General features: G+C 57.0%; 22 protein-coding genes and 1 pseudogene. 9 read left to right on the top strand and 14 right to left on the bottom strand.

Annotated elements, in window-relative coordinates; all coding sequences use genetic code 11:
• Window positions 1–2: 2 nt before the first annotated feature.
• From C9422_RS22410 to C9422_RS22380, 7 genes are all read right to left on the bottom strand, one after another.
• Window positions 3–1,322 (bottom strand): OmpP1/FadL family transporter, encoded by a 1,320-nt coding sequence (locus tag C9422_RS22410; RefSeq protein WP_116582190.1) that lies wholly within the window; start codon window positions 1,320–1,322, stop codon window positions 3–5.
• Window positions 1,323–1,472: 150 nt separating this feature from the next.
• Window positions 1,473–3,374: an acyl-CoA synthetase gene (locus C9422_RS22405; RefSeq protein ID WP_116582189.1), complete on the bottom strand. Its 1,902-nt coding sequence runs from the start codon at window positions 3,372–3,374 to the stop codon at window positions 1,473–1,475.
• Between the two features lie 2 nt (window positions 3,375–3,376).
• On the bottom strand, window positions 3,377–4,333 hold the full coding sequence (locus C9422_RS22400; RefSeq protein ID WP_116582188.1) for a fumarylacetoacetate hydrolase family protein: 957 nt from the start codon (window positions 4,331–4,333) through the stop codon (window positions 3,377–3,379).
• A 175-nt stretch (window positions 4,334–4,508) separates the two neighbouring features.
• Window positions 4,509–5,600, bottom strand: a complete 1,092-nt coding sequence (locus tag C9422_RS22395; RefSeq protein ID WP_116582187.1) for a VOC family protein — start codon at window positions 5,598–5,600, stop codon at window positions 4,509–4,511.
• Window positions 5,601–5,686: 86 nt separating this feature from the next.
• Window positions 5,687–6,301, bottom strand: a complete 615-nt coding sequence (locus C9422_RS22390; RefSeq protein ID WP_116582186.1) for a TetR/AcrR family transcriptional regulator — start codon at window positions 6,299–6,301, stop codon at window positions 5,687–5,689.
• Window positions 6,302–6,551: 250 nt separating this feature from the next.
• Window positions 6,552–7,199 carry a TetR/AcrR family transcriptional regulator gene (locus C9422_RS22385; RefSeq protein ID WP_116582185.1) on the bottom strand — a complete coding sequence of 216 codons (648 nt, stop codon included), beginning with the start codon at window positions 7,197–7,199 and terminating at the stop codon, window positions 6,552–6,554.
• Between the two features lie 2 nt (window positions 7,200–7,201).
• Complete coding sequence (locus C9422_RS22380; protein ID WP_116582184.1) at window positions 7,202–8,860, bottom strand: bifunctional 3-(3-hydroxy-phenyl)propionate/3-hydroxycinnamic acid hydroxylase; 1,659 nt, start codon at window positions 8,858–8,860, stop codon at window positions 7,202–7,204.
• Between the two features lie 326 nt (window positions 8,861–9,186).
• Between C9422_RS22380 and C9422_RS22375 the strand changes: the two genes are divergently transcribed.
• The 8 genes and pseudogenes from C9422_RS22375 (at window position 9,187) to C9422_RS22340 (ending at window position 15,308) form a co-directional block, all read left to right on the top strand.
• Window positions 9,187–9,528, top strand: a complete 342-nt coding sequence (locus C9422_RS22375; RefSeq protein WP_116582183.1) for a YciI family protein — start codon at window positions 9,187–9,189, stop codon at window positions 9,526–9,528.
• A gap of 71 nt (window positions 9,529–9,599) precedes the next feature.
• The gene (locus tag C9422_RS32070; RefSeq protein WP_133249029.1) at window positions 9,600–10,007 is read left to right on the top strand and encodes a hypothetical protein; all 408 of its coding nucleotides are present in this window, start codon (window positions 9,600–9,602) and stop codon (window positions 10,005–10,007) included.
• A 250-nt stretch (window positions 10,008–10,257) separates the two neighbouring features.
• Window positions 10,258–11,391: an aminotransferase class V-fold PLP-dependent enzyme gene (locus C9422_RS22370; protein ID WP_116582182.1), complete on the top strand. Its 1,134-nt coding sequence runs from the start codon at window positions 10,258–10,260 to the stop codon at window positions 11,389–11,391.
• Between the two features lie 285 nt (window positions 11,392–11,676).
• Window positions 11,677–12,081 (top strand): DUF6632 domain-containing protein, encoded by a 405-nt coding sequence (locus tag C9422_RS22365; protein ID WP_116582181.1) that lies wholly within the window; start codon window positions 11,677–11,679, stop codon window positions 12,079–12,081.
• Between the two features lie 32 nt (window positions 12,082–12,113).
• Window positions 12,114–12,179, top strand: a pseudogene (locus tag C9422_RS22360) (cysteine hydrolase); the annotation flags it as partial.
• Between the two features lie 116 nt (window positions 12,180–12,295).
• Window positions 12,296–12,673, top strand: a complete 378-nt coding sequence (locus C9422_RS22355) for a c-type cytochrome (protein ID WP_116582180.1) — start codon at window positions 12,296–12,298, stop codon at window positions 12,671–12,673.
• A gap of 416 nt (window positions 12,674–13,089) precedes the next feature.
• Entirely contained in the window at window positions 13,090–14,286 is a 1,197-nt protein-coding gene (locus tag C9422_RS22345; RefSeq protein WP_116582178.1) for a serine hydrolase, read from the top strand.
• Between the two features lie 182 nt (window positions 14,287–14,468).
• On the top strand, window positions 14,469–15,308 hold the full coding sequence (locus C9422_RS22340) for a transporter (RefSeq protein WP_256590016.1): 840 nt from the start codon (window positions 14,469–14,471) through the stop codon (window positions 15,306–15,308).
• Between the two features lie 80 nt (window positions 15,309–15,388).
• Here the strand turns inward: C9422_RS22340 and C9422_RS22335 are convergent, their stop codons facing one another.
• The 5 genes from C9422_RS22335 to C9422_RS22315 form a co-directional block, all read right to left on the bottom strand.
• Complete coding sequence (locus C9422_RS22335) at window positions 15,389–16,417, bottom strand: AraC family transcriptional regulator (protein WP_116582176.1); 1,029 nt, start codon at window positions 16,415–16,417, stop codon at window positions 15,389–15,391.
• A 303-nt stretch (window positions 16,418–16,720) separates the two neighbouring features.
• Complete coding sequence (locus tag C9422_RS22330; RefSeq protein ID WP_116582175.1) at window positions 16,721–18,046, bottom strand: sigma-54-dependent Fis family transcriptional regulator; 1,326 nt, start codon at window positions 18,044–18,046, stop codon at window positions 16,721–16,723.
• Between the two features lie 788 nt (window positions 18,047–18,834).
• Window positions 18,835–19,935, bottom strand: a complete 1,101-nt coding sequence (locus C9422_RS22325; protein ID WP_116582174.1) for a polyamine ABC transporter substrate-binding protein — start codon at window positions 19,933–19,935, stop codon at window positions 18,835–18,837.
• Window positions 19,936–20,063: 128 nt separating this feature from the next.
• Window positions 20,064–20,879, bottom strand: a complete 816-nt coding sequence (locus tag C9422_RS22320) for a carbon-nitrogen hydrolase family protein (RefSeq protein ID WP_102699850.1) — start codon at window positions 20,877–20,879, stop codon at window positions 20,064–20,066.
• A gap of 328 nt (window positions 20,880–21,207) precedes the next feature.
• Window positions 21,208–21,825: a LysE family translocator gene (locus tag C9422_RS22315; protein ID WP_116582173.1), complete on the bottom strand. Its 618-nt coding sequence runs from the start codon at window positions 21,823–21,825 to the stop codon at window positions 21,208–21,210.
• 65 nt (window positions 21,826–21,890) lie between these two features.
• On the opposite strand from C9422_RS22315, the gene C9422_RS22310 reads away from it, so the two are divergent.
• Window positions 21,891–22,808 carry a LysR family transcriptional regulator gene (locus tag C9422_RS22310; RefSeq protein WP_116582172.1) on the top strand — a complete coding sequence of 306 codons (918 nt, stop codon included), beginning with the start codon at window positions 21,891–21,893 and terminating at the stop codon, window positions 22,806–22,808.
• Window positions 22,809–22,895: 87 nt separating this feature from the next.
• Here C9422_RS22310 and C9422_RS22305 read toward each other — a convergent pair whose 3' ends face one another.
• Together C9422_RS22305 and C9422_RS22300 are read right to left on the bottom strand one after the other, a co-directional pair.
• The gene (locus tag C9422_RS22305; RefSeq protein WP_116582171.1) at window positions 22,896–24,008 is read right to left on the bottom strand and encodes a class II histone deacetylase; all 1,113 of its coding nucleotides are present in this window, start codon (window positions 24,006–24,008) and stop codon (window positions 22,896–22,898) included.
• A gap of 64 nt (window positions 24,009–24,072) precedes the next feature.
• On the bottom strand, window positions 24,073–25,536 hold the full coding sequence (locus C9422_RS22300; protein WP_116582170.1) for a cytosine permease: 1,464 nt from the start codon (window positions 25,534–25,536) through the stop codon (window positions 24,073–24,075).
• Between the last annotated feature and the right edge of the window lie 121 nt (window positions 25,537–25,657).

Here is a 25,657-nt window from a genome sequence, read left to right as displayed (position 1 = left end):
GCTTAGTACCGATAGGTGGCCTGCACGGAAATGCCATTGGCACTATTGCGGTAGTTGGCACTGTATTGCGGTTGAAGACCGGAGTCGTTCGACTGCTTCACCGAGACTTTGGAATCCCAGAGATAACCATAAGCAAAGTCTATCGTCAGATCCGGACTCGGTGAATAAGCCCCCCCCAGGGTCACGGCCTGGCGATTGCCAACCGGAACGCGCACGCTGCGATCGGCATTTCTGATGGGCGAAGGATCATAGGCGTAGCCCGCACGCAGCAGCCATTGTTGGTTCCATTGCCAGGAGGCGCCAACGGCGGTGCTCCAGGTGTCCCGCCAGTTCATTTCTTCGGTCACACTTCCCAGCCCCGCCGCCTGGCCCAGGGGAGTAAGGCCGCTGTTGACGGCCTCGACCTTCTTGATCCGGCTCCAACGCTTCCAGGTGGTCCCCAGGTAGCCGGTCCAGCGACTGTTGAAATGATGGGTGATGGACGTGTCCACGGATTCGGGCATCGTGAGGTCTATCTTGTTGTCATAATTTCCATCCAGCGGGACAACGCTCGGGGAGCCGGAAATCTCGGTATGCCCTTTTAGTTCATAGTCCACCTTCGAGTGATAGTTAATCCCCCAACGGGTAGCCTCGGTAAAGTCAACCAGGAGGCCGACGTTGTACCCAAGTGCGGTGTCATCGCCTTTGATGGTGACCCGTGTGTCCTCGCCGTTGTTCAGGGCGCCGGTGGCCAGGTCGTTCTGAAGTTTTGCATTGAAACGGTTGATGGTCGGTCCACCACCAATGGATAGGGAATCGTTGATCCGCCAGGCAACGGTGGGCTGCAGCGTTATTTCCTTGGTCGTGCTGTAGGAACCATGGTAACGACCCTGAAAGCTGCTCTCGTAATCATTGATCAGACCGCTCGGAGCATAGAGACCCAGGCCAATCGAAAAACGATCGTCCAGCGGGGTCGACATGTAAGCGAAGGGCACAACACCCAATGGTACCGAATCCCCTTTATTCGTTCCCGGGGCACTGCTTTGCGCATCACTGATGTCGTCACTCACCGAGACGACCGCGGCTCCGCCGGAAATCTCGGTACGCTTCAGTTTGGTCAAGCCCGCAGGGTTGCCAAAGATGGTGCTGGCGTCCAGCGCGGAAGATGACCGTCCCGCATACGCAGTTCCCGCACTGCTTGCACTTTGTTCGTTAAGGGCAATGCCATTGGCGCTTGCGCTTGTTGAAACGCTGAGTATTACCGCGGCACCTGTGAACCTGATCCAGGAAGACACTTCTCGCACAGCTGAGAGACACGGGGTTGCACGGTTGCTCAGTTTCATTTCCCACCTCGTATTGTTTTTATTGATTGGTGCGCAGGCAAAGCTTCGCCTTCCGGTGCACTTGGCAGTGCCGGCAGGCGTTGTGCGAAGTTGTGAAAGGCCCTGTCTGACAACTACCAGGGCCGAGGTGCCGAACTTATGAAGCCGGAATCATTTGAGCCACTCCACTTGAAAGCTATAGCGACCAAGAAGGAGGGCCAAAGACGCTTGATCTGTTCCGGCGCGGATGCACGCGACTAACCCACGTTGTTCATGCTGGATGACCTCGACCGCAATGTCCTTCAGACACATGCGTTCCACTTCCTGCCGAACGACTCGGGTCACTTCGCGCTGCTGCAAGGCGGGCTTGAAGATTTTGCCAACGGCCGTCAATGGCAGTGCTTCGAGGATTTCGATCCGCTTGGGAATGGCCGCCCGCTCACTGATGTGGTGCTGAGCAAATTGCTCAAGCTCTTCAATATTGCAGACGTGGCCTGGTCGCAGTTGCACGTAGGCGACCGGCACTTCGCCCGAATAGGCGTCCGGGCTGCCGATGGCCGCCGCCAACGCCACCGCCGGGTGGGCTTGCAGAGCCTCTTCGATTTGCTTGGGATCGATATTGTGGCCGCCGCGGATAATCAGTTCCTTTTTACGCCCGGTCAGCCAGAAGTAGCCATTTTCATCCTGACGCCCCAGATCGCCCGTGTTCAGCCAGCGCTGACCATTGATCTCGATCCACAGACCCCGGTTATGGCTGTCCTCAACGTAGCCCTCGAACAGGTTCGGGCCTGTGATGGTGATCACGCCAATTTCGTTGGAGTCAGCGTCGCGCAGATACTCTCCAGCGTCATCGAGCATGACTGCGCGCATGTCCTGATAGGCAATCCGTATACCTATGGAGCCGATGTAGCGTTCACCATGGGGCGGGTTGACCGAAGAGACGCACGCGCCCTCAGTGAGTCCATAACCTTCGAGGATCTTCACCCCGGTCCGGCCTTCGAACGCCCGGAAAAGTTCGACCGGCATCGGCGCGGCACCACACATGGCATAACGAAGGCTGGACAGGTCGCGGCCTTCCAGCTCGTTTTGCAACAGTGCTGAATAGACGGTTGGAACGCCGGAAAAGAAGTTGATGCCGAAGTACTCAACCATCTCCCAGAAGCGTGGGATCACACCCTCACCGCGATAACCCTGCGGCGTGCCGAGAATGACATGATCACCCTGGGTCCAAGGCATCAGGCCGGTCACCAGCTGTGCATTGACATGGAACAGCGGCAACCCGCAAAAGATGACCTGACCACTGCCGCGTGGTTGCATGTGCATGGCCATGGCCCACGCATTGAAAACCTCCGCCCCATGGGTACGCATCGCAATCTTGGGCAGGCCGGTGGTACCGCCGGTGCAGAAGTAAGAGGAACGATCCTCCGGGCGAAACAGCCGGGCACTCTTCAAGTGCGTGCCTGGCTGAGCGTCCATCAGCGTGCGTAACTCGTGAATCGAGGTGCCCTTGTGCAACTCACGTTCTGTTTCTGCCAGGGATTCAAGGGATTCACGCTGAGCTGCATCAACGTAAGGCCCCATGCCAACCCAAACGACGTGCTTGATCCGGGGAAGTTGATCCAGCTGTGAAGCCAGCTTGGGCCACAGGTCGCTGCCCGGAGTCGGCGCGAGCGTGACCACCACGCTGGCGTTCGCGGCCCGCAACAAGGCCGCTATCTGCTTGGCCTCTTGCAGTGGATTGATCGCCATGACGATACCGGCCGCTTCACCACCCCAGATGGTGAAGTGGGTTTCCGGCAGGTTGGGCAGGATGAAGGCCAGCACTTCCCCCGGGGTAATGCCCAGGTCATGGAAGGCATTGCCCGCGCGAGTGATGTCGGCGACGAGTTCGGCATAGCTCCAGTGATGGGTGTTCCTGAAACGGGTAGCGTCGGCGAAGAAACTCAGTGCCGGCGCATTGGGGCCAAGCTCGGCTGCCCGGGTCAGTGCTTCATAAGTGCTTGAAGCCAGGCCACGCTCTGCCAGCGGGACCTGCTCGATACGTTCAATGTCGCTCAGAGATCGCACCATCATTTTCAGGCCTCCTCTACGACTCGGTTGCGTTGCACACCCAGGTCGATCACGCCATCGGCACTGCGAATACGCGCCTCGACCACGTCGCCTGCCTTGAGATACTGCGTCCGCCCTTCCTGCGCCTTGAGGAAAAATTTCCATTTGGTGGCTTCCGGCATCAGGGCGGCAATGCGCTGTTTGGCCGGCGAAGGGATGGTCAGTGCGCATCCCGCAGGCGTACCGGTGGCGATCAGGTCGCCGGGGGCGAGATCCTGGACGGTGGAGAGTTCGGTCAGAGTTTCAGCGGGGCCATACACCAGGTTGGCCGTGCTGTCGCTTTGTCGGACTTCGCCGTTGACCGTCAGGCGCAACTGCAGGGCTTTCAGGTAATGCATGCCCTGGGCATCCAGCAGGCTGAGATACGGGCCGACCGGACCAAAAGTACGGAAGCTCTTGCCCTTGTAGAACTGCATCTGCGGGATCTGGATGTCGCGAGCCGAGTAGTCGTTGACAATGACCACACCTGCAACGAACTCATGCAGGTTGGCGTCATTGACGGTCACTGCGCCGCTGATTGCGCGTTTCATCACCAGCCCGAGCTCGATCTCATAGTCAAGGAAGCGCACGGTGCGCGGCTTGATCAGGACACTGTCTGCGGCCACCAGGCAGCTGCTCGCCTTGGTGAACATCATGTTGTATTTCTTCGCATCCGGGTCCATGCCCGACTCGATCATGTGCTGCCGGTAGTTGGCCCCCTGGCAGACGAACTGTTGGTTGCGGGTGACCGGCGACAGCAGCTTCACTTCGTGCGCCTCCAACTGCGTACCTTCGAGTTTTGCGAGGTCGTCGATACTGTTCTGGCAGATGAAGTCACCCGTGGTCTCAAAAGTGCCCGGGACAATCGTGATACGGTCTTGGCGCAGCACGCCCCAGTGGATACCGTTCTCAAACTCAAAGCGGACGACGTGTACAGCGGACATTGAAGGTACTCCTGGGGCAGCGTTTGTCCCGCGCTCGATGGCGCGAGAACTGTGGTGTTGTTCTGAGAGTGGGCTGGCGACGCGGTAGATCAACGAGCCGCTGGCGATCAAGGCTCCGGCTTTGAGTAGGTCTCGCCGGCCATACCGTGTAGCGATGCCCGACATGGCGGCCGCTCTACCCGAACATCCGCATCAGCGTGATCAACTTGCGAATCGTCAAGTCCGGGCTGCGTCGCAGGTTGCGGACCAGCGCTCGCACATTGCTCAAGCTCATCTTGGGTTTTGTGAAACGCTTGGGCATGCGCTGCCCCCACTGCGCCATTGCTTCCGGGCTCACGGGATGGATGCCCGTAGGCCGAGTGGCCGTGAACACATCCCCGTCGCAGTAATGCTCGTGCTTGTCGCCCCATGGGTCTTGCCAGTAATCGAAGATCTGACTGCCCAGGATGTGCCGGCCGATCCCCCAGGCGTGTTCCCACCCCTGCTCCCGCAGGACGCGCTGCCCCATGCCCACCGCATCTGCATCGACGACTTCATAGGCACTATGGCTATAGGCAGCCATGAACCCCTGCGCTATCGCGAGCGTATGGTGTGCGGCGGGCGTTTCGCCGAGGTCAAGGCGCATGAAGGCGACGATAGGCGAGCCGTCGGGCAGTACCTGCACATCGCTGGGAATAAATCCGAAATGCCGGGTGTACCAGGCACAGGTCGACTGGTAGTCGGCCACTTCAATCACGATATGACCGAGTTTGAGTACCTCAGGCGGAGCCATCGGCGGGCGTTGTGTGGCGTTGATTCGCGGTTGCTGCTGCGCCAGGTTCCAGGATAGAGGCGCCCTGTGTACCAGAGGTCTGGCTGGCGTCCGGTCGAAAACAGCTTCCACGATGAAACCGGAAGGATCCTTCAGATGGACGCAATACCCGCCTCCAGGATGTTCCGACTTCTCGATCGATGACGCACCCGGGATCCGGGTCAGTTTTTCCAGATCGTCGAGAGACTCGACAGCCAATCCGAACCCGACAAACCGTGCCTGCTCGGCACGCTGGACGCGATAGCAGTAGGAGCTTGCTTCAGCAGCGCGTAGATAGAGCGTATCGGCATCCTGCTGAGCTACCGTCAGGCCGAAGTCCGTCAGGAAGCGCGCCGCCTGGTTCAAGTCCGGCCGTTGAAAGATCAGGTGCGTCAGATCCTGCGCCTTCACTGTCGGCTGCGGATGCCGGGCCGGTTGCGGAGTCGCCAGCCGGTGCGGTGCTTTTTTGTGGGTCATTGTTCTTGTTTCCCGGTTTTTTAGGGCAAAGCTGTCCCGTCCCCTGAAAAATCAGGGGGTGTTATCGGGTCGAGTGGGTTAGGTGATCAGTCTGGAGACGGCAGTACCGGCAACTCCGAGGTTGACAGTGCACGAGCCTCTTGCGGTGGAATGCCCAGTGCCCGCAGCACCAGCTCAGCCGTGTCAGAGCCGGCTTCGCGCCAGGTTCTATGCCCTTCCAGCACCAGGAAAATAGAGCCGAGGACGCTACTCGATATCAGCGTGAGTATCGAGAGCAGTTGCTCCTGGCGAAAGGTGTAGCGCCCACTGGAAAGTCCGTTCAGAAGATCGGTCGTCGCCTGGCCGCTGAACATTTCGCGCAATGCCGGGTTGCTCATGGCGAACTTATGGATAAAGGCCCCCCATTGGGAGTCCTCATGCGCTCGACGGATGAAGAACCGGATGCCATTGGCAAGGCGCTGAGCGGGATCGGACAGGGAGTTGAAGCTCTTGCTGACGCGCTCATGCATCTCCGCCGCAAGCTGCCCGGCAACTGCCTCGAACAGGCTTTCCATGTTGTCGATGTTGCTATAGACCGTTCCGCGCGCCACGCCGGCCGCTTGTGCAAGGTCCAGGATGTTCACTTGCGAGGTACCTCGTTCAGCGAACAGGCGAAAAGCGGCTTGATGAAGGCGGCGTTGCGTTGGATTCAGGGATTCCACGGTTCTCTCTCCAGGATTACCTCTATGACGTCAATTGAACACGCGTGCTCAATTGACGTCAACAGTGGTTTTTGAATTAAATCCGTTAATCCCGATAAAAAGCGTTATATCTCTTGAAAAAAGAGCGTGAGAAGCCACAGAAGGCTAAAAATGAGCTCTTCGCACAGCACGCAAATGAACATGCATGTTCAGTATTTTTTCGGGCAGCTCTCGGCCCGATAGTCACTGGCAACGTCGGGATGACATCCGATCAGGCGGGAAGCGGCTTGCTGGTAATTTTCCTGGCTCTGCCAGGTGTTGCGCCCAGCGCCTGGAGAATCATTTCGCTGACCCGCAGATCGTGCTCCACCGCTGCACGGCCCTCGACAACCGCGCGCATGGCTCCAGTGGTGCATGACAAGACCATGTCCAGGGCAACGCCTTCGTCCACGTAGGCGAAAGTGCCCGCACGCAGCCCCTCGCGCAAATCGTCAAGGACATGGGTAGCCAGGCGCGAGCGCATTGCCTGATCGAAATGGATGATGCGCAGCAGCGCATTTGCCCATTGATGATCGGTAGCGGCCCGACAGATAAACATGCGAACGCCAATCGAAAGCCGCTGCGCACCGCACTGCACGTCCGAGGTCAACTCGGAAATGACGTCAGAGAACTCGGCGGCCATGGCGATGCCCACCGCCTCCAGCACTTCGTCGCGCGTGCGGAAATAGTTGTAGATGGTCCCGTTGGATACCTCCGCTTCCGCGGCCACCTCCAACAGTGCGATCTCCCCCACCTCTTTGCGTGCAACCAGACGCAATGCCGCGTCCACCAGGCCGCGACGGGTGCGCTCACGCTTCTTGTAGCCCCTGGTAAGCGGTTGGGGCGCGGCATCGTCTAACGAAAGTGTGGGGGAAGGCATGATCAAGCTCGCAATCGGGTGGGCTCGTTGATAGTAATGGAAACGCGGTCAGGCGTGGCGTCATCACTCATCAGCAGGCTCCGGCAGTCTCGAAGGAGTCTGCTGGCCTCTGTGCCAGGGGCGTGGTGCATGATGATACGGTCAGGACGAACGGCGACCAGTGTTCCTTTTGCAGCCAGCGGCAGGATGTCATGGTTCATGTCTTCGATGAAGTCACAACGGCCGTCGGAACGTTGGCCGCGGGGTCTGACCTCCAGGAAGTGGCCCCCCATCTTTTCCCAGGCCACGATCTGATCAGTGGAGAGCAGCGACAGCGGGTCAACACCGAATCCAACCAGGGTCAGGTTGTCTCCCAGTGCGTCGTCGCTCAGCTTGATCTGCTTTTGCAGGGTGCGCACCCAGGCTTGGGGAAACAGGCTGCCACGTACCAGCTTGTCACCCCTGCGGTGCTGCACGAACAGGCCGTGCTTGAAGGTGTTTTTCGGCTTGATGTCCAACTGCTCGAAGTACCTTCTGGTCGCGGGGGTCAACGCCAGCGTGCGCATCAGGCCGTGGATGAAGAATGCGGCGATCCTGTTCTTGGGCATCACCAGGCGGCCCATGAGTTTTGCCAGGTTGATCATCGCCTGGGCATGCGGGCGGCGCTCTGCATCATAGGTATCGAGTATCGCAGGCGCGGCGTGACCACGAAGAACCCAAGCCAGCTTCCAGGCCAGGTTGGCACCATCACGCAGGCCCGCTACGAGACCTTGCCCCACAAAAGGAGGGGTGATGTGTGCGGCGTCGCCGACGAGGAAAGTACGTCCCTTGCTGAATCTATTGCAGCAACGCGCGTGGAATCGATAGACCGCCTTGCGCTCGATTTCCAGTTCCTGCGGATTGACCCATGGCGCAATGAGCCGCGCGATGCTTTCCGGGCTTTCCAGTTCCTCCCGGCATTCACCGGGCTGCAGCATGAATTCCCAACGCTCCCTGCCACCGGGGGCGGGCATGTGCGGCGTGGGCCGCCGCGGGTCACAGATAAACTCGATGTGATCAATGGCTGACTGATGCCGGTTCCTGGCATCGACAATCAACCAATCCTCTGCATAGGTTTGTCCTTCGAACTCCTGGCCGATCAGTGCCCTGACCCTGGAGCTGGCGCCATCCGCACCGATCAGGTACTGGGCGCGAACGGCATGCGACTGCCCATTTTCATCCCGTACGGTGGCGACCACGCCGTCCGCTTCCTCGACCAGACTCTCCAGCTCGAAACCACCCAGGCTGGTCACTGATTTGAGTCGGGAAACCTGGCCACGCATCGCTCGTTCGAGGTCGGGTTGATAGAACGTCACAAGCTTGGGGTGGCCATCGATGCACCCTTGAGTATCGGCTCGACCGAATTGCCCGAGGACCGGAGAGTGCATCCTCACTTCTGGGATAGCGATCTTTTCGAAAGCGTCCTCCGACAATCCGGCGAGTTGCAGGATGCGCAGGGCCTCGTTGTCCAGAGCAATGGCACGGGGCATCAGTACGATTTCATGGAGCTTGTCCAGCACCAGGGTCGTAACCCCGTAGCGGCCGAGCAGCGCCGCGACTGTCGCCCCTACCGGACCGTTACCGACGATCAGTACATCGACGGTGGAGGAAGGCAATTCGCAAACTTTCTTGTTGTTGTTCATCTCGAGCCCTTGTTGTGATTGAAGTCGTGAGGCGCACAGGTCTCAGCGTCAGGCAGGGTCAAGGTATGCAATATTGATGAATATTTCAATATTGACGTTTTTGTCATTTTTAGTTTCGAACCGCTGCCAGACCATATCGCCAGGCATGCCGCCCCTCCCTTCGCTACGGGCAGCTTTCGGCCAGACACTGTCGCCGACGAGCGGCAGCCTTGCGGTGGCCCAATGCGCTAGCCTTTAAACGCTTACCCGAGCAGCCAGCGAGTCCATTGGACGGTGCAGGCCGCCCGCAGGCATCACGACTGCCATCAATTCCTGGAAGAAGCACCGTGGCCAAATACCTGATCTCTTTTCCAAGCGCGGCAATGGTTGTGCCCGATGGCGAATGGGAAGCGGTGCGCCGCGACTCACACGCTGTGATTGATGAGGCGAAAACCGCCGGTGTCTACGTCTTCGGCGGCGGAATCGACAACGACGTACCGCCCGTACTGGTCTCTGCCGACGGCGCGGTTGCAATGGGCGGCTATCCTTGGGCGCCCACGCTCGACGGCGGCTTCACCGTGCTGGAACTGCCTTCGCGCGATGAAGCCATAGCGTGGGCAGCGCGCATCGCCAAGGCCTGTCGCTGCGACCAGGAACTGCGCGTCTTCGGGTTCGACCCGCAGTCCTGAGGGCAGCACGGAAACCGGCAAGTGCGGCCTGACACTTCATTCATTGCAGATCATCACAGGTACGCCCCACCATGCGAAATCCACTCAAGCATTCAAGCGTTCGCCTTGGTTTTCTACTGGGTGTTATCTCAATGGGGCTGACCGCTTGCACCAGCGACGAGAACATGACTGCAGCGAATAAAGAAATTGTTCGACCACCTGTCGATGACAGCGAGACGTCGTCTGTGCGAATCACAACCAGTTGGCTACAACACTCACTTAGCCAAACGGGTTGCCTGCAGCACGCCAGAGCGGCTCTTACGAAAGCGAGATATTTTGTTGAAGCAGGAGAAAGATCAGTCTATGGGTTGCGTGAAGGCATGACTTTTTCGATTCGCTGCGACTACGAAGGCGTTGCCTTTCTCGCAGTAGCTTATCGCCACAGGCCAAGTACTCAAACCCAGGATCGGATCCTGAATGAAATCACCAGGCTATTTTAAGGACTGCAGGCGAGCGATGCAGGGGCGCGCCCGCAGCGAGACCAATGCTGGTCCTGATCTCTGAGGCACACTTCAAGGCCCACTCCCCCATAACTCAACCGCCACCTGCGAGCATTACTACGCCCGGCAATCGACCTGATGATGCCAACCGCTCGACAGAAGTCGCCATTCAATCCCGGGCAATCTTGTCATTTGCCAAGGCTTAGGGCAGGGTCGATACCACTGAGATCCCTGCCAAAGGAGTCACCCCATGTCAAAGCTATATCCCGATATCGATCCCGAGGGGCTGGTCGAGTACTCAGTGGTCTACACCGACCGCTCGCTCAACCACATGTCGCAGTCATTTCAAGGCGTGATGAAGAACATTTCCACGACCCTGAAACAGGTCTACAACGCCCAGGCTGTTGCGGTGGTCCCGGGCAGCGGCACATTCGGCATGGAAGCGGTGGCGCGACAGTTTGCCACCGACCAGCCATGCCTGGTGATACGCAACGGCTGGTTCAGTTATCGCTGGAGCCAGATCCTTGAGATGGGCAACATCCCGGCGGCCACCACGGTGCTGAAAGCCCGACCGGTCGACACGGGTCGCCAGGCGGCCTACGCCCCACCTCCTCTGGACGAAGTGCTGGCAGCCATTGCGGCGCACAAGCCGCAGATAGTCTTCGCCCCCCACGTTGAAACCTCATCGGGGATTATCCTGCCCGACGAGTACCTGCGGGCCGTCGGCGACGCCGTGCATGCGGTGGGTGGCCTGTTCGTGCTGGACTGCATCGCCTCAGGCACCATTTGGGTTGATATGCACAAATGCGCAGTCGACCTGCTGATCAGCGCACCGCAGAAAGGCTGGAGCGCCTCCCCTTGCTGCGCCCTGGTGATGTTCAGTTCCCTGGCCCTCGGGCGCATCGAACAGACGCAAAGCAGCAGCTTCGCCTGCGACCTGAAAAAGTGGCTGCAGATCATGCAGGCCTACGAACAGGGTGGACATGCCTACCATGCGACCATGCCCAGCGATTCCCTCGCGCGATTCAACGAAGTGATGAAAGAGACGCAAGCCTACGGGTTCGACAAGGTCCGCAGCGAACAACAGGCGCTGGGCGACCGGGTGCGCGCAATGTTGACCGGCAAAGGCATCAAAAGCGTGGCCGCAGCCGGCTTTCAGGCCCCTGGCGTAGTGGTGAGCTACACCGACGATGCCGACATCAAGAGCGGCAGGAAATTTGCCGACCACGGCCTGCAGATCGCCGCCGGAGTGCCGTTGCAATGCGACGAACCGGCCGACTTCCAGACCTTCCGCATCGGCCTGTTCGGACTCGAAAAGCTGCACAACATCGAGCGCACGGTCAGCACCCTCGAGCAGGCACTGGACGAGGTGTTGGTTAACTAAGGTTCTTCACGGAATCCCGGGGGAACACAGATAACGAAATATCTGTAGGAGCTGCCGAAGGCTGCGATCTTTTGATCCTCAGCAATCTCCAGATCGCAAAAGCAAGATCAAAAGATCGCAGCCTCCGGCAGCTCCTACAGGGGCACACGTGCACCACCAAGCAACGAGGCCTATGCTTGTCTACTGCCGGAACTGATTGAGCAGATTGTTATCCATCAAGCCCGTAAAGGCGTTGTTACCCCACTTGGGGTCAAATTAGAGTCAGGCCCAATGAGGAAGTCAGCCATGACCTTAGTCGATCGCCTCAGGTATTTGCGTGTCGCCCTGGTTTTGGCTGGCCTCGCCTGCCTTGCTCTCTACCCACTCATGTTGTTCTGGCCGTCCGGCTGGGCCTGGCACGTCGGTCACTCGGACTACCCGATGATGATCGTTGGCATCTACGCCACACTTGGCGTGTTCTTGATCCTGGCCGCACGTGATCCATTAGCCCATCTGAGCCTGATCTGGTTCACCGTGTGGTCCAGCGCCGTACACGCAGCAATCATGGCCGTCCAGACGGTCACCCAGCCGGGGCAAATGGGGCACTTGGCAGGTGACGTGCCGGCGCTCTTCATGGTGACGGTTGCCTTGGCCATCTTGACGCCCCGCTCGCAATTGGCCGCTCGGCCCGGGACACACAATCGGGCCTGAGAACAGGCATGACACGACTTTCATCCCGGGGATACTGCGTAGACAGTACTTGCCGTGCTGCCCGCGATTTGGGTTTCGATGCCGTACTCATCGCCGATCGACCCAAGCCAAGGGTCGATCAGACCGCTTGGGGGCCGACGCGACGGCTGATATCTTTCCCGCGCACCAGATCGCGTCCGATCGACGCTGAGCCCATCAAGGAAGATAAAAAACAATGAAAATACTGTTCATCGCTTCGCTGGGAATTTTATCGCTGACTCAAACTTCACTGGCCTTCGCGGAGAATGCCAATGGAAAAAATCTCTATCTACAGCGATGCAGCATGTGCCACGGAACAGATCTCAAGGCAACAGGACCACTGGCCAATAAAAGCAATCCACCTACGCCTGATCTGACAACGTCCGCTTTCAAAAAGCGATTGAATGATTATCCGGGCGTGATTGTCTCTTCGATAATACTTCGCCCAAATGGCGACTTGATTCCAGGAACCTTGCGTGAGAATGGCGTAAAGCTATCGCCGCACGCATGGAGCGTTAAGGACCTGCGCGATTTGAATCAATACATGGGTGGTGTGATTGCACAAAAACGATGATCTTGAAGTGCCGGGGCCTGATGCCAGCGCTTGACTCTGTCCCTTGGGGCAACCCCTACCCTGTCTTGTCCATCTCAGGTTCCGCCGTCCCAGCGTGAACCCCACCGCCTGGGCCGTGCGGATCATCTGCACCAGGGTCAGGCGATGGGCCGTGTACAACCGATAACTGCCAGGGCGCTGCAGGCTCAGCAGGGCCATCTGCTCATACAAACGAACAGCACCCACCTGCGCGGTACTTGAATAAGTGCCTGATTCCGACATCCTCTGCCGGCAGCCGACAAACGCTCTGATTCCATTTTCGTACTCTCCACTGGCCCGACGTTCATCACTTGACGTCGGCCCAGTCAGTCCTACCACTGCCCCGCCATAGGCTCTAGCCGAGCGGACTATAGGTTGGGTTTAAGGAGAATAAAAAAATGAATCCAGGTTTTACATCATCACTCAACCACTTGCTCGATACTGTCACGGCTGGACAGCAACGCGTCCCAGGCGTGGTCGCAGCAATAACCGGGCGCGACGGTTTGCTCTACGAGGGTGCATCGGGACAACGAATGTCCGGTCAAGCAGGTGCAATGACGACCGACAGTGTTTTCGCCATGTATTCCACGACGAAAGCGATAACCGCCACAGCAGTACTGCAGTTGGTCGAAGAAGGTCGACTCGATCTCGATGCGCCTGCCAAGACCTATGTACCGATGATCGGCGAACTGAAGGTGCTCGAAGGGTTTGATAGCGACGGCACCCCACGGCTTCGCGCCCCCAAAAAACACATCACCACTCGAATGCTTCTGCTTCACACGGCAGGCTTTGGTTATGAGTTCTTCAACGAAAACTACAACAGACTGGTTCAGGAACAAGGACAACCCAGCGTCATCGGCGGGTCGCTGGCAGCACTGAAAACACCCTTGCTGTTTGAGCCCGGCGAACAGTGGGAATACGGCTCCAGTATGGATTGGGCCGGCCTGGTGGTGGAGGCCATTACTGGCAAACGTCTGGGTGACGTTATGCGACAGCGTATTTTCGAGCCACTGGGCATGACCGATACCGGGTTTACCATGACCCCGTCGATGCTCCAGCGACGGGCTGGCATGCATCAGCGGGAAGAGGATGGATCGCTGACGGCAATCGAGGACTCCATTGTTTCGCAGGAGCCCGAAGTGCACATGGGCGGTCATGGCCTGTTTTCGACTGTGAAGGATTATTGCCTGTTTATCCGTGCCTGGCTTAACGATGGGCAGGGTGATCATGGACGGATTCTGAAACCGGAAACGATTCGCTTCGCTGAAAAAAACGGCCTTGAAAATCTGAAAGTCAAAGCCCTTCCTGGCGTTATTCCAAGCATCTCCAACACCGCGGAGTTTTTCCCGGGCATGCCCAAGTCATGGGCGTTGAGTTTCATGATCAACGAACAAGACGCCCCCACCGGCCGACCTGCGGGCTCTTTGGCTTGGGCCGGATTGGCCAATCTTTACTATTGGATCGACCGCAAGAACGGCATCGGTGGTTTTTGGGCCACCCAGGTATTGCCCTTCGCAGACCCTGTTTCGGTCAACGCTTATCTGGATTTCGAAACAGCGGCCTACCGCCATCTGATCAACCAAGCCAGTAGCTGATTCGCCTTAAGTCCTATGAGAGCCCGCCAGGGGCTCCAGGCGATGGTGCAAAAAACTGTTCCCTCTCTGAAAACCAACAAAAACAAAAAAGGTGACTCATGGAGCTCTCCATACGTACTCCTGCGCGCGTTCGATCCTTGGTATGCGCGTTTGACACTTCAACGATTGGTGCCGGTCTCGTGATGGCCACGCTGGCGGGCACCGCCCAGGCCGTCGATGTGGATGCCGGCGAATACGCTGCTGCGCTGCCAGCCGGCAGCAATATCGGCTTGCTCTACCTGCAACATGCGCAGCGGCGCTCGCTTTACAGTGATGGTCACAAGGTTGCGGTCAAAGCCGGGCTCGACTCGGATATCGGCATACTGCGAGTCGCAAATTACCAACAACTGGGTGACTACACCGTCAATTCGCAATTCCTGTTGCCCTTCGGTCGCCTGGAAGGAACACGCGATAACGACTCGTTGGGACAAACCAGTGGCGTGGGTGATCTGATCCTGGCGTCCACCCTGTGGCTGGTGAATGACCCGGCAAAGAACCGTTACTGGGGCATTGCGCCCTACCTTTACGTGCCGACCGGTAACTATGACCGAAACGATGCACTCAACCTTGGTGAAAACCGTTGGAAGATGATATTGCAGACGGGGTATGTGACCGGTCTCACTGAAAATTTTTCCCTGGACCTCACCGCTGATGTGACCTTGTTTGGCAAAAATGACGACTTCTCGAGTCAAGGTCTGACATTGCGCCAAAAGCCCCAATGGCAAGCCCAGACCTACCTGAGGTACGCCGTGACTCCCAAGCTGTCGGTGCATGTCGGTGCGTCTCAACTCTGGGGTGGTGAGACACGCCTTGACGGACAGGATCAGAACGATGAACCCAACACCAGTAAGTTCCGTGTCGGGGGATCATACTGGTTGACCCCTGCCTTCCAGGCCTTGGTCAATTACGGCCAGGACGTCTCGGTCGACAACGGTTTCAAGGAAAAGCAGCGGGTTAACCTACGGCTGTTGTGGGTGTTCTGATCCGCAGCAAATGACTGGATTCCTGGGCACCGAGAGCAGCTTCGACACAGCTCTCGGTGCCCTTGTCCTGCGTCAAATCGCTAACGCAGCCGGCGTCGCAAGGTTTGGGAGGGTAACTCGCTGAAACGCTTGCGATAGCCCCCCGCAAACTCACCCAGATTCAGATATCCCCAGCGAAAGGCGATAGCCGAAACGGTCGTGCCCGACTCCGGATCCGTCGCCAATAAATCGCGCCGCGCCCCCTGCAATCGCTGCTCGCGCAAGAATGCGCCAGGCGTCATACCGCGAAATCGTGAGAAGGCACCACTCAATGCCCGCACACTGGTCCCGACCGCACTGGCAACCTCTGCCATCGTCGGCAGGCTCGCGGCATTGGCACTCATGAACTCTTCGGCAGCCCTGACGTAACGGGGTGCAATCCGATTCATGGGACTACTGAAATCAAACCCGGCTTGCGCGGCGCGGCCAGCCCACTCTTGCAGCAGATGAACGCAAAGACTTTGCTCCAGGTGAGCCCCCATACGCCCTTTAGCCATGTGTTCGGGTGCCTCCGCCACACAACGAACCGTGTACTCCAGCAGACTTAGCCAGCTCGAACCAACGCCGCCAATGACGCACTTGTGTCTCCAGAACTGATCATCGGGCACGAATCCAAACCACTGCTGTGCCATCTGCTCCAAAATCCCATGAGGAATAGTCAGATTCAGCTGCAAGTGATCCGGGTCAAGGTCGATCCGGTAATCGACACGACTGCAATCGGCAATGAAGGATCCTCCCGCAGCCGTATCTTCAGTGACAGAACGCTGCGCCCAGTGCCGGGCATTGCCGCGAATGGTCGTGAGCAAAAGTGCATTCCCGGCTTCTGGCGAAAAATCATCGACGCTCACCGCCACGCCATAGGCAAAACGACTCAGCGTCAACTCGCCAATCCTGGATGAATGCATGGTTGCGTGGGGCTTGATTGCATGCCCTTTAGGGGACACACGATAGGGCATATAAACGCGGCTCGACCAGTCGCTGATTTCATCCCATTCGGTTGAATAACTTTTATGGTGCTGACGTATCGGCATACCACTGGCATCGATTAACAACGCATGGTCGAGAAGCATAGAGACACCTGTTTTTATTTTTTTAGGTTCGGGTAAATACGCAGCGGTGATCCTGGCGTTACCAAACACACTGGACCATTCCGAGAAACTGAGATTGGTGGCGGCGCAGTCGCTTGTCAGGAGTGGTCATGGTTATGCGGTAAGCACACGCCATACCAGGAGGTGATATTTTGTTTTTATCTTTTGATAACAATTACTTAAATAGCAGACCGCCAAGACGCGGGATGCCTTGGCAGGTTAATACGCTGCCAGGATGGCAGTCATTGGCAGTCATTGGCAGTCGTGCAGCGTGAGCGCTAGCTACTACACCAAACCTTGTACTTTCAGTCGTCTGTACAAAGTACGCTCGCTGATACCCATGTGCCTGGCAAGCTCACTGCGGGTACCTATAAAAGTAGCAAGTGCCTGTTCCAGCGTACTGCCATCGAAAAGATTGGAAGTAGAGGCCTGAGCCGCCATCACGACGGATGCCTGAGGTAAATGTATGGAGCGGATCACACCATCGTCAGCAAACAGGCTCGCTCTTTCTAGAACATTGCGTAGTTCACGGATGTTGCCCGGCCAGGCAAAACACTGCAATTGCATCAGGGCATCAGCTTCTATCGTCAGCCGGCGTTTGCCGGTACTGGCACGTTGTAGAAATGAGTTCACCAGCAAACCAATGTCTTCAACTCGGTTGCGCAAGGGTGGTAACTGAATTGGAAAAGCGCTGATGCGGTAGTACAGGTCCTGCCTGAACTCACCTTTCTCCATCATTTTTTCCAGTGGTTTGTGGGTCGCAGCAATTAACCTGAAGTTAGCGTGAAGGGTCTCAACACTGCCGACGCGGCGATAAGTGCCCGACTCAATCAGGCGCAAGAGTTTTACCTGCATTGCCAGCGGAACATCACCAATCTCATCGAGAAACAACGTGCCGCCTTGGGCCGTTTCAACCAAGCCAGGCTTTCGTGCGGTGGCACCGGTGAATGCTCCTTTTTCATGGCCGAATAGTTCGCTCTCAAATAACGTTTCGGTCAAACCAGAACAATCAACGACTACAAAGGGTCCAGTGGCCCGCTCGCTGGTTTCATGTACAGCGCGGGCGAACAGTTCTTTGCCCGTACCGGACTCGCCTAGCAGTAGTACCGGAAGCGTTGATGGTGCCACTCGCTGCAGCTCCGACAGGGCTAGGTTAAAGGCTGGTGAATGGCCAACCAATCCTTCGTTGCTGGGTCGCGCCGATGCGCTGCGAACCAGTGTGAGACGCTCCACGTAGGCGGTAATAACACCGTGCTCGTCTAGAATCGGGCGCAATTCGACGTCGACATGCTCCGGACCACGAGGCGTATGGTGAATGTGCAAAACACGATCCGGTCCGCGCATTTCCCGCGCCTTTTTCATCGGACAGTTCTCCCCCGCCTGATCACAAGGCACATCGTAATGGTGTGAAACCTGATAACACTTGTGGCCGATAAAGGGTTTGTCAGCGCTGCCAAACTGCCGCTGATAGGCGATGTTGGCAGCCAGGATGTTGTAGTCCGGATCGAGCACGATCATCGGATGTGGTTCGTGCTCAAGAAACGAAACAAGTGACTGCAATTGATCCGGGTGTGGGAGTGAGTTGGTTGTGGTGGGCAGGATGGTCTTCATGATGGCTCCTGGGAGTCCATCCATCCTGTTGCGGCACTGCCACCTCTGTCAACAAGCACTGCCAATGGCAGTGACTGGTCAGGTCGAATGCAATGGAGGGCAAGCCCGTGCAGTCACTCAACTGTGATCTGAAAATGGCGAGGGATGGCCTGGGTTGGTGTATCGCGGATTGGCGAAAACACACGTCATATCACGTTCGGTTTTTCGAGAAGCATAGGCCTGTACTCATTTGTGGAGGCGGCCAAAAAAAAAAGCTACACCAAGCAATCCCGGGGGGGGAACACAGATAACCAAATATCTGTAGGAGCTGCCGAAGGCTGCGATCTTTTGATTTTGCTTTTGCGATCTGGAGATTACTGAAGATCAAGATCAAAAGATCGCAGCCTCCGGCAGCTCCTACAGGGGAACATATGCACCACCAAAACGAGGCCGAGCGTTAGCTCGCCTCGCGGTGCTTTTGCGGTGCACGCCCTCTCGAGAGGCCGATCACGGCGGGCTTTGCAGGAGCGAGCTTGCTCCGGGCAACCAATAAAAAAGGTTCTTCACGCAATCCCGGGAAACTGTAGGAGCAGTCGACGCTCGATTGCTGGCGATGGGCTCAAGTGCGCCACGCTTATCCAGTTTGCGCGTCATCGTTAAAGTCCATCGCGAGCAATCGAGCGTCGGCTGCTCCTACAGAAGAGCAAAAAAAGATTCTTCTTGACCGACAACAATCGGCCATCAGCCGTCACGATAGATCTCCAGGGCCGTGCAAACAAAAGGCCCTGATCATCCTTGCGCAGATACGCTCAACTCCCAGTCCTGATCTTGCTCCAGAGACGGGTGCGTACGCGCTCCATTTTCAGCGAGATCGGCTCCAGCGGGAACAGAGTATCCAGAACCTGCTTAGACGGATAAACGTCAGGATTATTGCGAATATTCTCCTCGACCAACGCGGTGGCGTCCTTGTTGGCATTCGGATATGCCAAGTAGTTGGAGGACTTGGCGATGACCTCAGGGCGAAGCATGTAATTGATGAAGGCCATTCCTTGCGCTGGATTCGGGGAATCGTTAAGCAGCACAAGGTTTTCCACCCAAACCGGAGCACCTTCGCGAGGAATGCTATAGATGATCTTGCGGCCGTTACCAGCAAGTCTGGAGCTCTCTTGTGCCCCGAAAACTCCGCCAGCCCAGCCGAGCACCACACAGATGTCGCCATTGGCCAAGTCAGCGCTGAATTTGGATGAGTCGAAGTAACGGATGTAGGGGCGCAGCTTCAGCAACAGCGCCTCAGCTTTGCGGAAGTCCTCAGGATTCTGACTGTTATAGGGCAGCCCAAGGTAATGCATTACTATCGGAAAAATCTCGCCCGGTGCGTCCAGCATGGCCACGCCGCATTGGCTCAACTTGGCGAGGTTCTCCTCCTTTAAAATCAGGTCCCATGAATTGACCGGAGCATCCGGACCAAGGATCGACTTGACCTTGTCCGCATCATAACCAATCCCGGTGGTGGCCCACATATACGGAATTGCGTATCGATTACCGGGATCGTTAGCTTGTAACTTGGCAAGGATATCCGGGTTGAGATGGTGATAATTGGACAATTGCGCGCGGTCTATTTCCTTGAGGACACCGGCCTTTATCAGGTTAGGCAACAGCCCATCGGTAGCAATCACCACGTCATAGCCGCTACGACCGGCCATGACTTTGCTTTGCATGACATCGGCGTTATCGAACGAGTCATACGTCGCTTTGATGCCGGTTTCCTTGTGAAAATCTTTCGTCGCATCCGGTGCGATAAAGTCGTACCAGCTGTAGATATTCATCTGGGGCTCAGCAGCCTCAGTGCAGAGAATGCTTGTACTCAACAGTGATGCAAGGACTAGCTGTAAACCGACTTTCGGGTTCATCTGGAGACTCCGGAGCGGTAGCGCTGTTTAAAATATCAGCGCTGCGCCTGCTGATTGTTAGATTTATATGGCAGGGCCGACATCGGCAAGATCAACAACGTATTACTGGGGGATAGAATTCGAGCGATTCAAGGAATCAGCAGCTCGCGACGACCGTCCGTATGCTCAAGTTGTACACCTGTCAGATGCAGGCGACGGTCGTTGAGATAGTCGTAATCCCGACGGGACTCCTTGAGCTGGCCAAGGTCAAGCGTGACCACCTGTTGACACTCCTCGCGGCCGGCCTCAAACATTATTTGTCCGAACGGATTGACCACTGCACTGCCCCCCGCGAACACCAGGCCGTCGTCCCCTTCTCCCACCCGATTCACCATGACAGCAAACGCCTGGTTTTCCTGGGCGCGAGCCATGATTGCCGTGCGATGGACCGGACCGTAAGGATCCATGTTGCCGTTAGTGACCAGTATCAGCTCGGCGCCGAGCTGTCCGAGGGCGCGGGCGCTTTCCGGGAGTTCGATGTCGTAGCAAATCAGAATGCCGACACGCACGCCCTTCCACAGTGCCGTGACATAGCGGTCACCCGGCTGGAACAGACCACGCTCCGATGGCCACAGATGGGTCTTGCGGTAGTGCAAGGCGATACCTTCGGGCGTCACCAGCACCGAGGTGTTGTAAAAGATGCCGCCATCATTCTCCGCAATGCCGACGACGACCGAGACATTACGCTTGCGCACCAACTGCTGGACGGCCTGCAAGGTGGGGCCATCCAAGGGTTCGGCCACACTCGCCAATTGCTCGGCATCGACAAATCCCGTCAGGTGGGTTTCCGGGAAGATCAACAGATCCGTGTCAGCCGCGCAGGTAGCGATGGCCTCCAAGGTACGCCCGAGGTTGTGAACGACATCGCCGTCACGGCCAGCCAGTTGCACCAACTCAATCTTCATCTCTGTTCCTTGCACAGTTAAGTAAGGGCCCGATCCGCCAGGGTTGGCCAGAGTATGGAGCGCGGTAAAGCGACGCGTAATTACCCCCCCGGGGTAACTACAAATGAGTAGTGACGTGAAAACGACATTGCAGGATGGGGGTCGGCAATCAGTGAGCGCCCGCTTATCCGGACGGGGCTCGCCCCCGTTTGTGATTGACTCAGTCGCTTTGCTGGATTCTACGTCCGCGTTTGTTGATGTCCCTCGAGACAGGCAGCAATCGGCCAGGTCGAGAAACAACTCGAACAGGCGGTGTGCTTGAAAGGCCCTGCGCAAAGGCTAATTCAACTCAGGCTGAACGCTGAGCAATTGTCAGTACTATCCCGAAGCTCACGAGCAGGCCGCCAAAAACTCGGTCAATCCATAGTCGTGCAGCCACCAATTTTTCGCGCACCATTCCCGCTGAGAAGCAAAGCGCGACGAGGCTGAACCACACTGCGTGCGCCCCAGCGATAAACAGCCCATATGCAATTTGCATTGTCAGGGCGGTGTCCGGTTGTATAACACCCATGAACAGACTGACGATGAAGATCGATGTTTTCGGATTCAACGCGTTCGTGAGAAATCCCGTCCGCAGAGCTGCCAGATCGGACATGGCGGGTGGCGGTGCGTCCAGCTGTTCGATAGCCGGCTTGGATCGAAGCATCTGGATGCCTAGATAGACGAGATACGCAGCTCCAGCCAGCTTCAGCGCATTGAACAACCAAGGCGTTTGTTGAAGCACTAACCCTAGTCCGAGCAGCGTATAGCAGACGTGGACAAGCACCCCCATACCAATTCCTGCAGCTGTGAGGACGCCCGCCCGTCGAGACAGCAGCAATCCGTTGCGAGAAACCATGGCGAAATCTGGCCCAGGACTGATGCATGCGAGTATTGTAATGGTGATTACTGCTATCCATTCGCTCATGCGACACCCTTCAATTACTGGTAGTAGAAAGCGATGTTTACAGATCCTGCTCTTTGGTAATAACGATGATTTCTGATGAACATAGTGACTTCAAATCACTAATCACCGAGGCTCGCCTGCCCTCTCTGCTCGCGTTGCGTTGCTTCGAATCCGCCGGACGGTTCGAAAACTTCGCACGCGCGGCTGACGAACTGCACCTGACACCAGGTGCCATAAGTCGAGCAGTGCGCTTGCTTGAAGAGGATCTGGGCGTTGACCTGTTCGAGAGGCGTAACCGAAGGGTTTTTTTAACTGACGCCGGCAAACGCCTGGTGAAAGCAGTTAGTGAAGGGCTTGGATTGATGAACCAGGCCGTTCGCGAGATACGCACCGACGCCCGTCGTACTCGTCAGCTTGTCCTGTCCTGCGAGCCAACACTGTTAATGCGATGGTTGATCCCTCGTTGGAGCGACTTCCAAACACAACATCGAGGGCTGGACATTCATTTAGTGGCCGGCGGCGGCATCTTTTCATTCGACCATGGCATCGACTTGGCCATTCGGCGGGACGATTTTCCTCGCCCCTCCGACTATCATGCCGAAACCCTATTCCCTGAGAAGATCGGCCCTGTATGCCGGCCGGAAAAGGTAGATCAATGGTTTGGCAAAAGCAGGAAATGCCTGCGTTCCTCGGCCCCGCTGCTTCAGACTAATAGCCGACCTACAGCTTGGCAGGAGTGGGCTACTGCAAAAGGACTGCCCGCTCCTGCCATGGAGATGCAATCTTTTGAGCACTTTTATTTCAGCATCCAGGCGGCTGTCGCAGGCCTCGGGGTGGCCATTGGCCCATGGCACTTGGTGCGCGACGATATCCAGAGCGGCGTTTTAGCCGCGCCATTAGGATTTATTGAAGACGGCACACGCTATTGCCTGTTATCTCCCAAACCCCCTCAGCCAGGCAGCCTGGAAATGGATTTACTTAACTGGTTGCAGGCAGTGGGCTGAGTCTTGTCGAGGCGCAGCGCTTGTCAGCACTGGCGCCTCATCGCCAAATGGCTTGCCCCTTCAGTGGAAGGCTATTGAAATTCCCCGTTATTGCGCGCTCTTGGACCCATCAGGTACTCCCGTGAGAAGTTGTTCACACGCTCGTATCGCTGCGTCATGGTGCGGTAACAAAGCTTGTTCCGGAAGATTCGCGACTGTGTTCATCCATGGGTCCTCGACTGCGGTTCGCCGCCCTGCAAGTGTTTCAACCACGGCGAGACCGCAGAATGGTCCCATCAACGGATCGTAGCCCCCCTCATGCACAGCGACGACCCGCGATTTGCACACTTCTTCAGCCAGATTCATTACCTGAGTCGTCAGCTCGCGATATGCCCCGGAGTACAGGAGTTGGCGGCCAAAGGGGTCCATCGCAGCGGAGTCAAATCCGCTCGCAATCACGATGAGATCCGGTTGAAAACGGCGGACCGCAGGCATTACGACACGCTCGAATGCGCCCAGGTAGGCCCCTCGGCCCGACCCTGCGGGTAGTGGAATATTCAAGTTGGCACCCAGTCCGGGACCCGTTCCGATGTCTTGTACCTTTCCGCGTCCGATGGGGTAAAGGTCGTCCTGGTGAAGAGAGATCGTCAGCACTGACGGATCGTCATAAAAAAGGGTCTCGGTCCCGTTACCATGATGAACATCCCAGTCGATGACCGCGACTCGTTTCACCGCTCCTGTTTGCTGCAGATGGCGGATTCCGACCGCGGTGTTGTGGAATATGCAATAGCCCATCCCCTGACTGGCAATTGCATGATGTCCTGGCGGTCGAATGAGCGCGTAGGCGTTCGTCACAGTACCCGATACGACTGCATTGAACGCCGAGATGACAGCGCCTGCTGCAAGTCTGGCAATGTCTGCCGACCCTGGTCCGACGGGCGTTTCACCGTCGCCTGCATCGCTCCAGACAGGACCGGTCGGGTTCAGGATTCGATCGACATACTCCGGAGTGTGTACCCGCAACAGATCGGACTCCGAGGCCGGGCTGAATGCTAACGGAACAAGGTATTGATCGAGGCCGCTTCGCTTGACGAGGCTTGCGAAGCGTCGCTTGGTATCGCCCTTCTCAGGATGGTCGATGGGTTCCTGCCACGGTAGGCTCCAAGCCCGCGTGTCATGAGTCATAAATCTTTCGTCCCAAATCCAGCCGGTTGTCGTCATGGTTCTAACTCTACTTTTTCGTGTCGATAGGGATAAATTCTTTGCCCGAAACATCGGACTGCCTTCATAGCTCGCCAGCTATTCCTTCTTTTTCCACCAGGCTTCGCTCGTAGCTCAAATCAAGAGTCCGAGATGTGAGCAAATAGAGGAGGCTTGCGACTACAAGACCTACAAACATCGAGATGTCGATATCACCCATCCGGTGAGCTATCCATCCAGTGAAAGGCTCGGTGACAAAAAACGGCACCATCATCACCAGTGCTCCGATATAGGCGACGTTTCCTTGCCATCCCCATCGGCCGTAAATACCGGCCGGATTGAAGAGTTCGCGGATCGAATAACACCCCTTGCGAACGATATAAAAGTCCACCAGGTTTATTGCAGTCCATGGTGTGAACAGATAGGCCAGAAATACCAATACGTTGCCGTAGAAAACATTGAATTGTTCCTCCCCGACCATTGCCGCGACAACGCCTACGGACAGGGTCATCGCGACGATTGTGATGCCCCTCAAAAACAACGATGGCCGGACCCGACGGAAACAGTCGACGATCGAGATCAGGGTCAAGCTGCCTCCGTAAGCGTTGAGCGCCATCACCACCAGAAGACCGATGAACAACAATGCGACGGCTATTCGACCACCTCCTGCCATCAGGGCGTCGCCACCTTGCGCGATCGCCATGATGACGGAGACGCCGGGGGTCGCTGCCGCGAGCAAGGAGCCAAGGCCGATCACCCATAGCGCTGATATCGCTGAAGGCAGATAGGTCCACAGGAACGACGATCGAGTGGAAACGGTGGGTGGGAGGTAGCGGGAGTAGTCCGATACGTATGGCGCCCAACCAAGCTGGAAACCTGCGACGATTACGAAGGTGGTCGCGAACGAATGCCATTGAATGGGCCCCGGAGTGAAAGCACCCGAAGGAATCCCGCCCCGCGCCACCGCAGCAAAGGTGAGTATCACGACCGTCAAGGCCAGCGGTGCGACCAGGAATCGGTTAACCCGATGGATCCACCGGTAGCCATACAGCGCCAAGGTGCCGGCGATCAATACCGCGATTGGGAACCCCCAGGAAGTTGGAATCCCGAGGAGGAAATGCAGACTCGATCCTGCGAGGATCGCGTCGGCGACGTTGTAGTTGAAGTAGTTCACAAAGGCGAAGACCCACACCGTGATCGCGGCCCCTAAAAATCCGAACTGTGCTCTGGACTGAACTAACTGCGGTAGACCCAGGTGAGGCCCCTGCGAAGAATGCAGAGCCATGAAAAGGGTTCCGAACAGTGAACCGAACACGGTGGCAACCAGAGTCCAGAACAGTGAACCGCCAAGCGCCAGTGTGGTAACGCCGGTAGCCATTGCGGTCAGATTGATGTTGGCAACTAACCAGACCGCACCTAGATGTCGCACCGTGCCATGGCGCTCCGCCACCGGTACGAAATCTACAGAGCGCCGTTCCGCACCATCGAGTCGGCCCTGCTGAATGACAGGCGTCACCGTGGCTGTTTTCCCGTTTGATGTCGTTCCCATTTTCTTGTTTTCCTAATTGAGATTGATCGGGGCTGAATCACTGAGGCTTCATTCATCAAACTTTCCGGGGCACCCTCCAATTGCTGGTCAATCGCAGTAACGTTTATTACCTGTACAGCTG

The organism is Pseudomonas sp. B1(2018) (assembly GCF_003097365.1).
In the GTDB taxonomy this organism is placed as follows: Bacteria; Pseudomonadota; Gammaproteobacteria; order Pseudomonadales; family Pseudomonadaceae; genus Aquipseudomonas; species Aquipseudomonas laurylsulfatiphila.
This window is presented reverse-complemented; position numbering and strand designations above follow the sequence as displayed.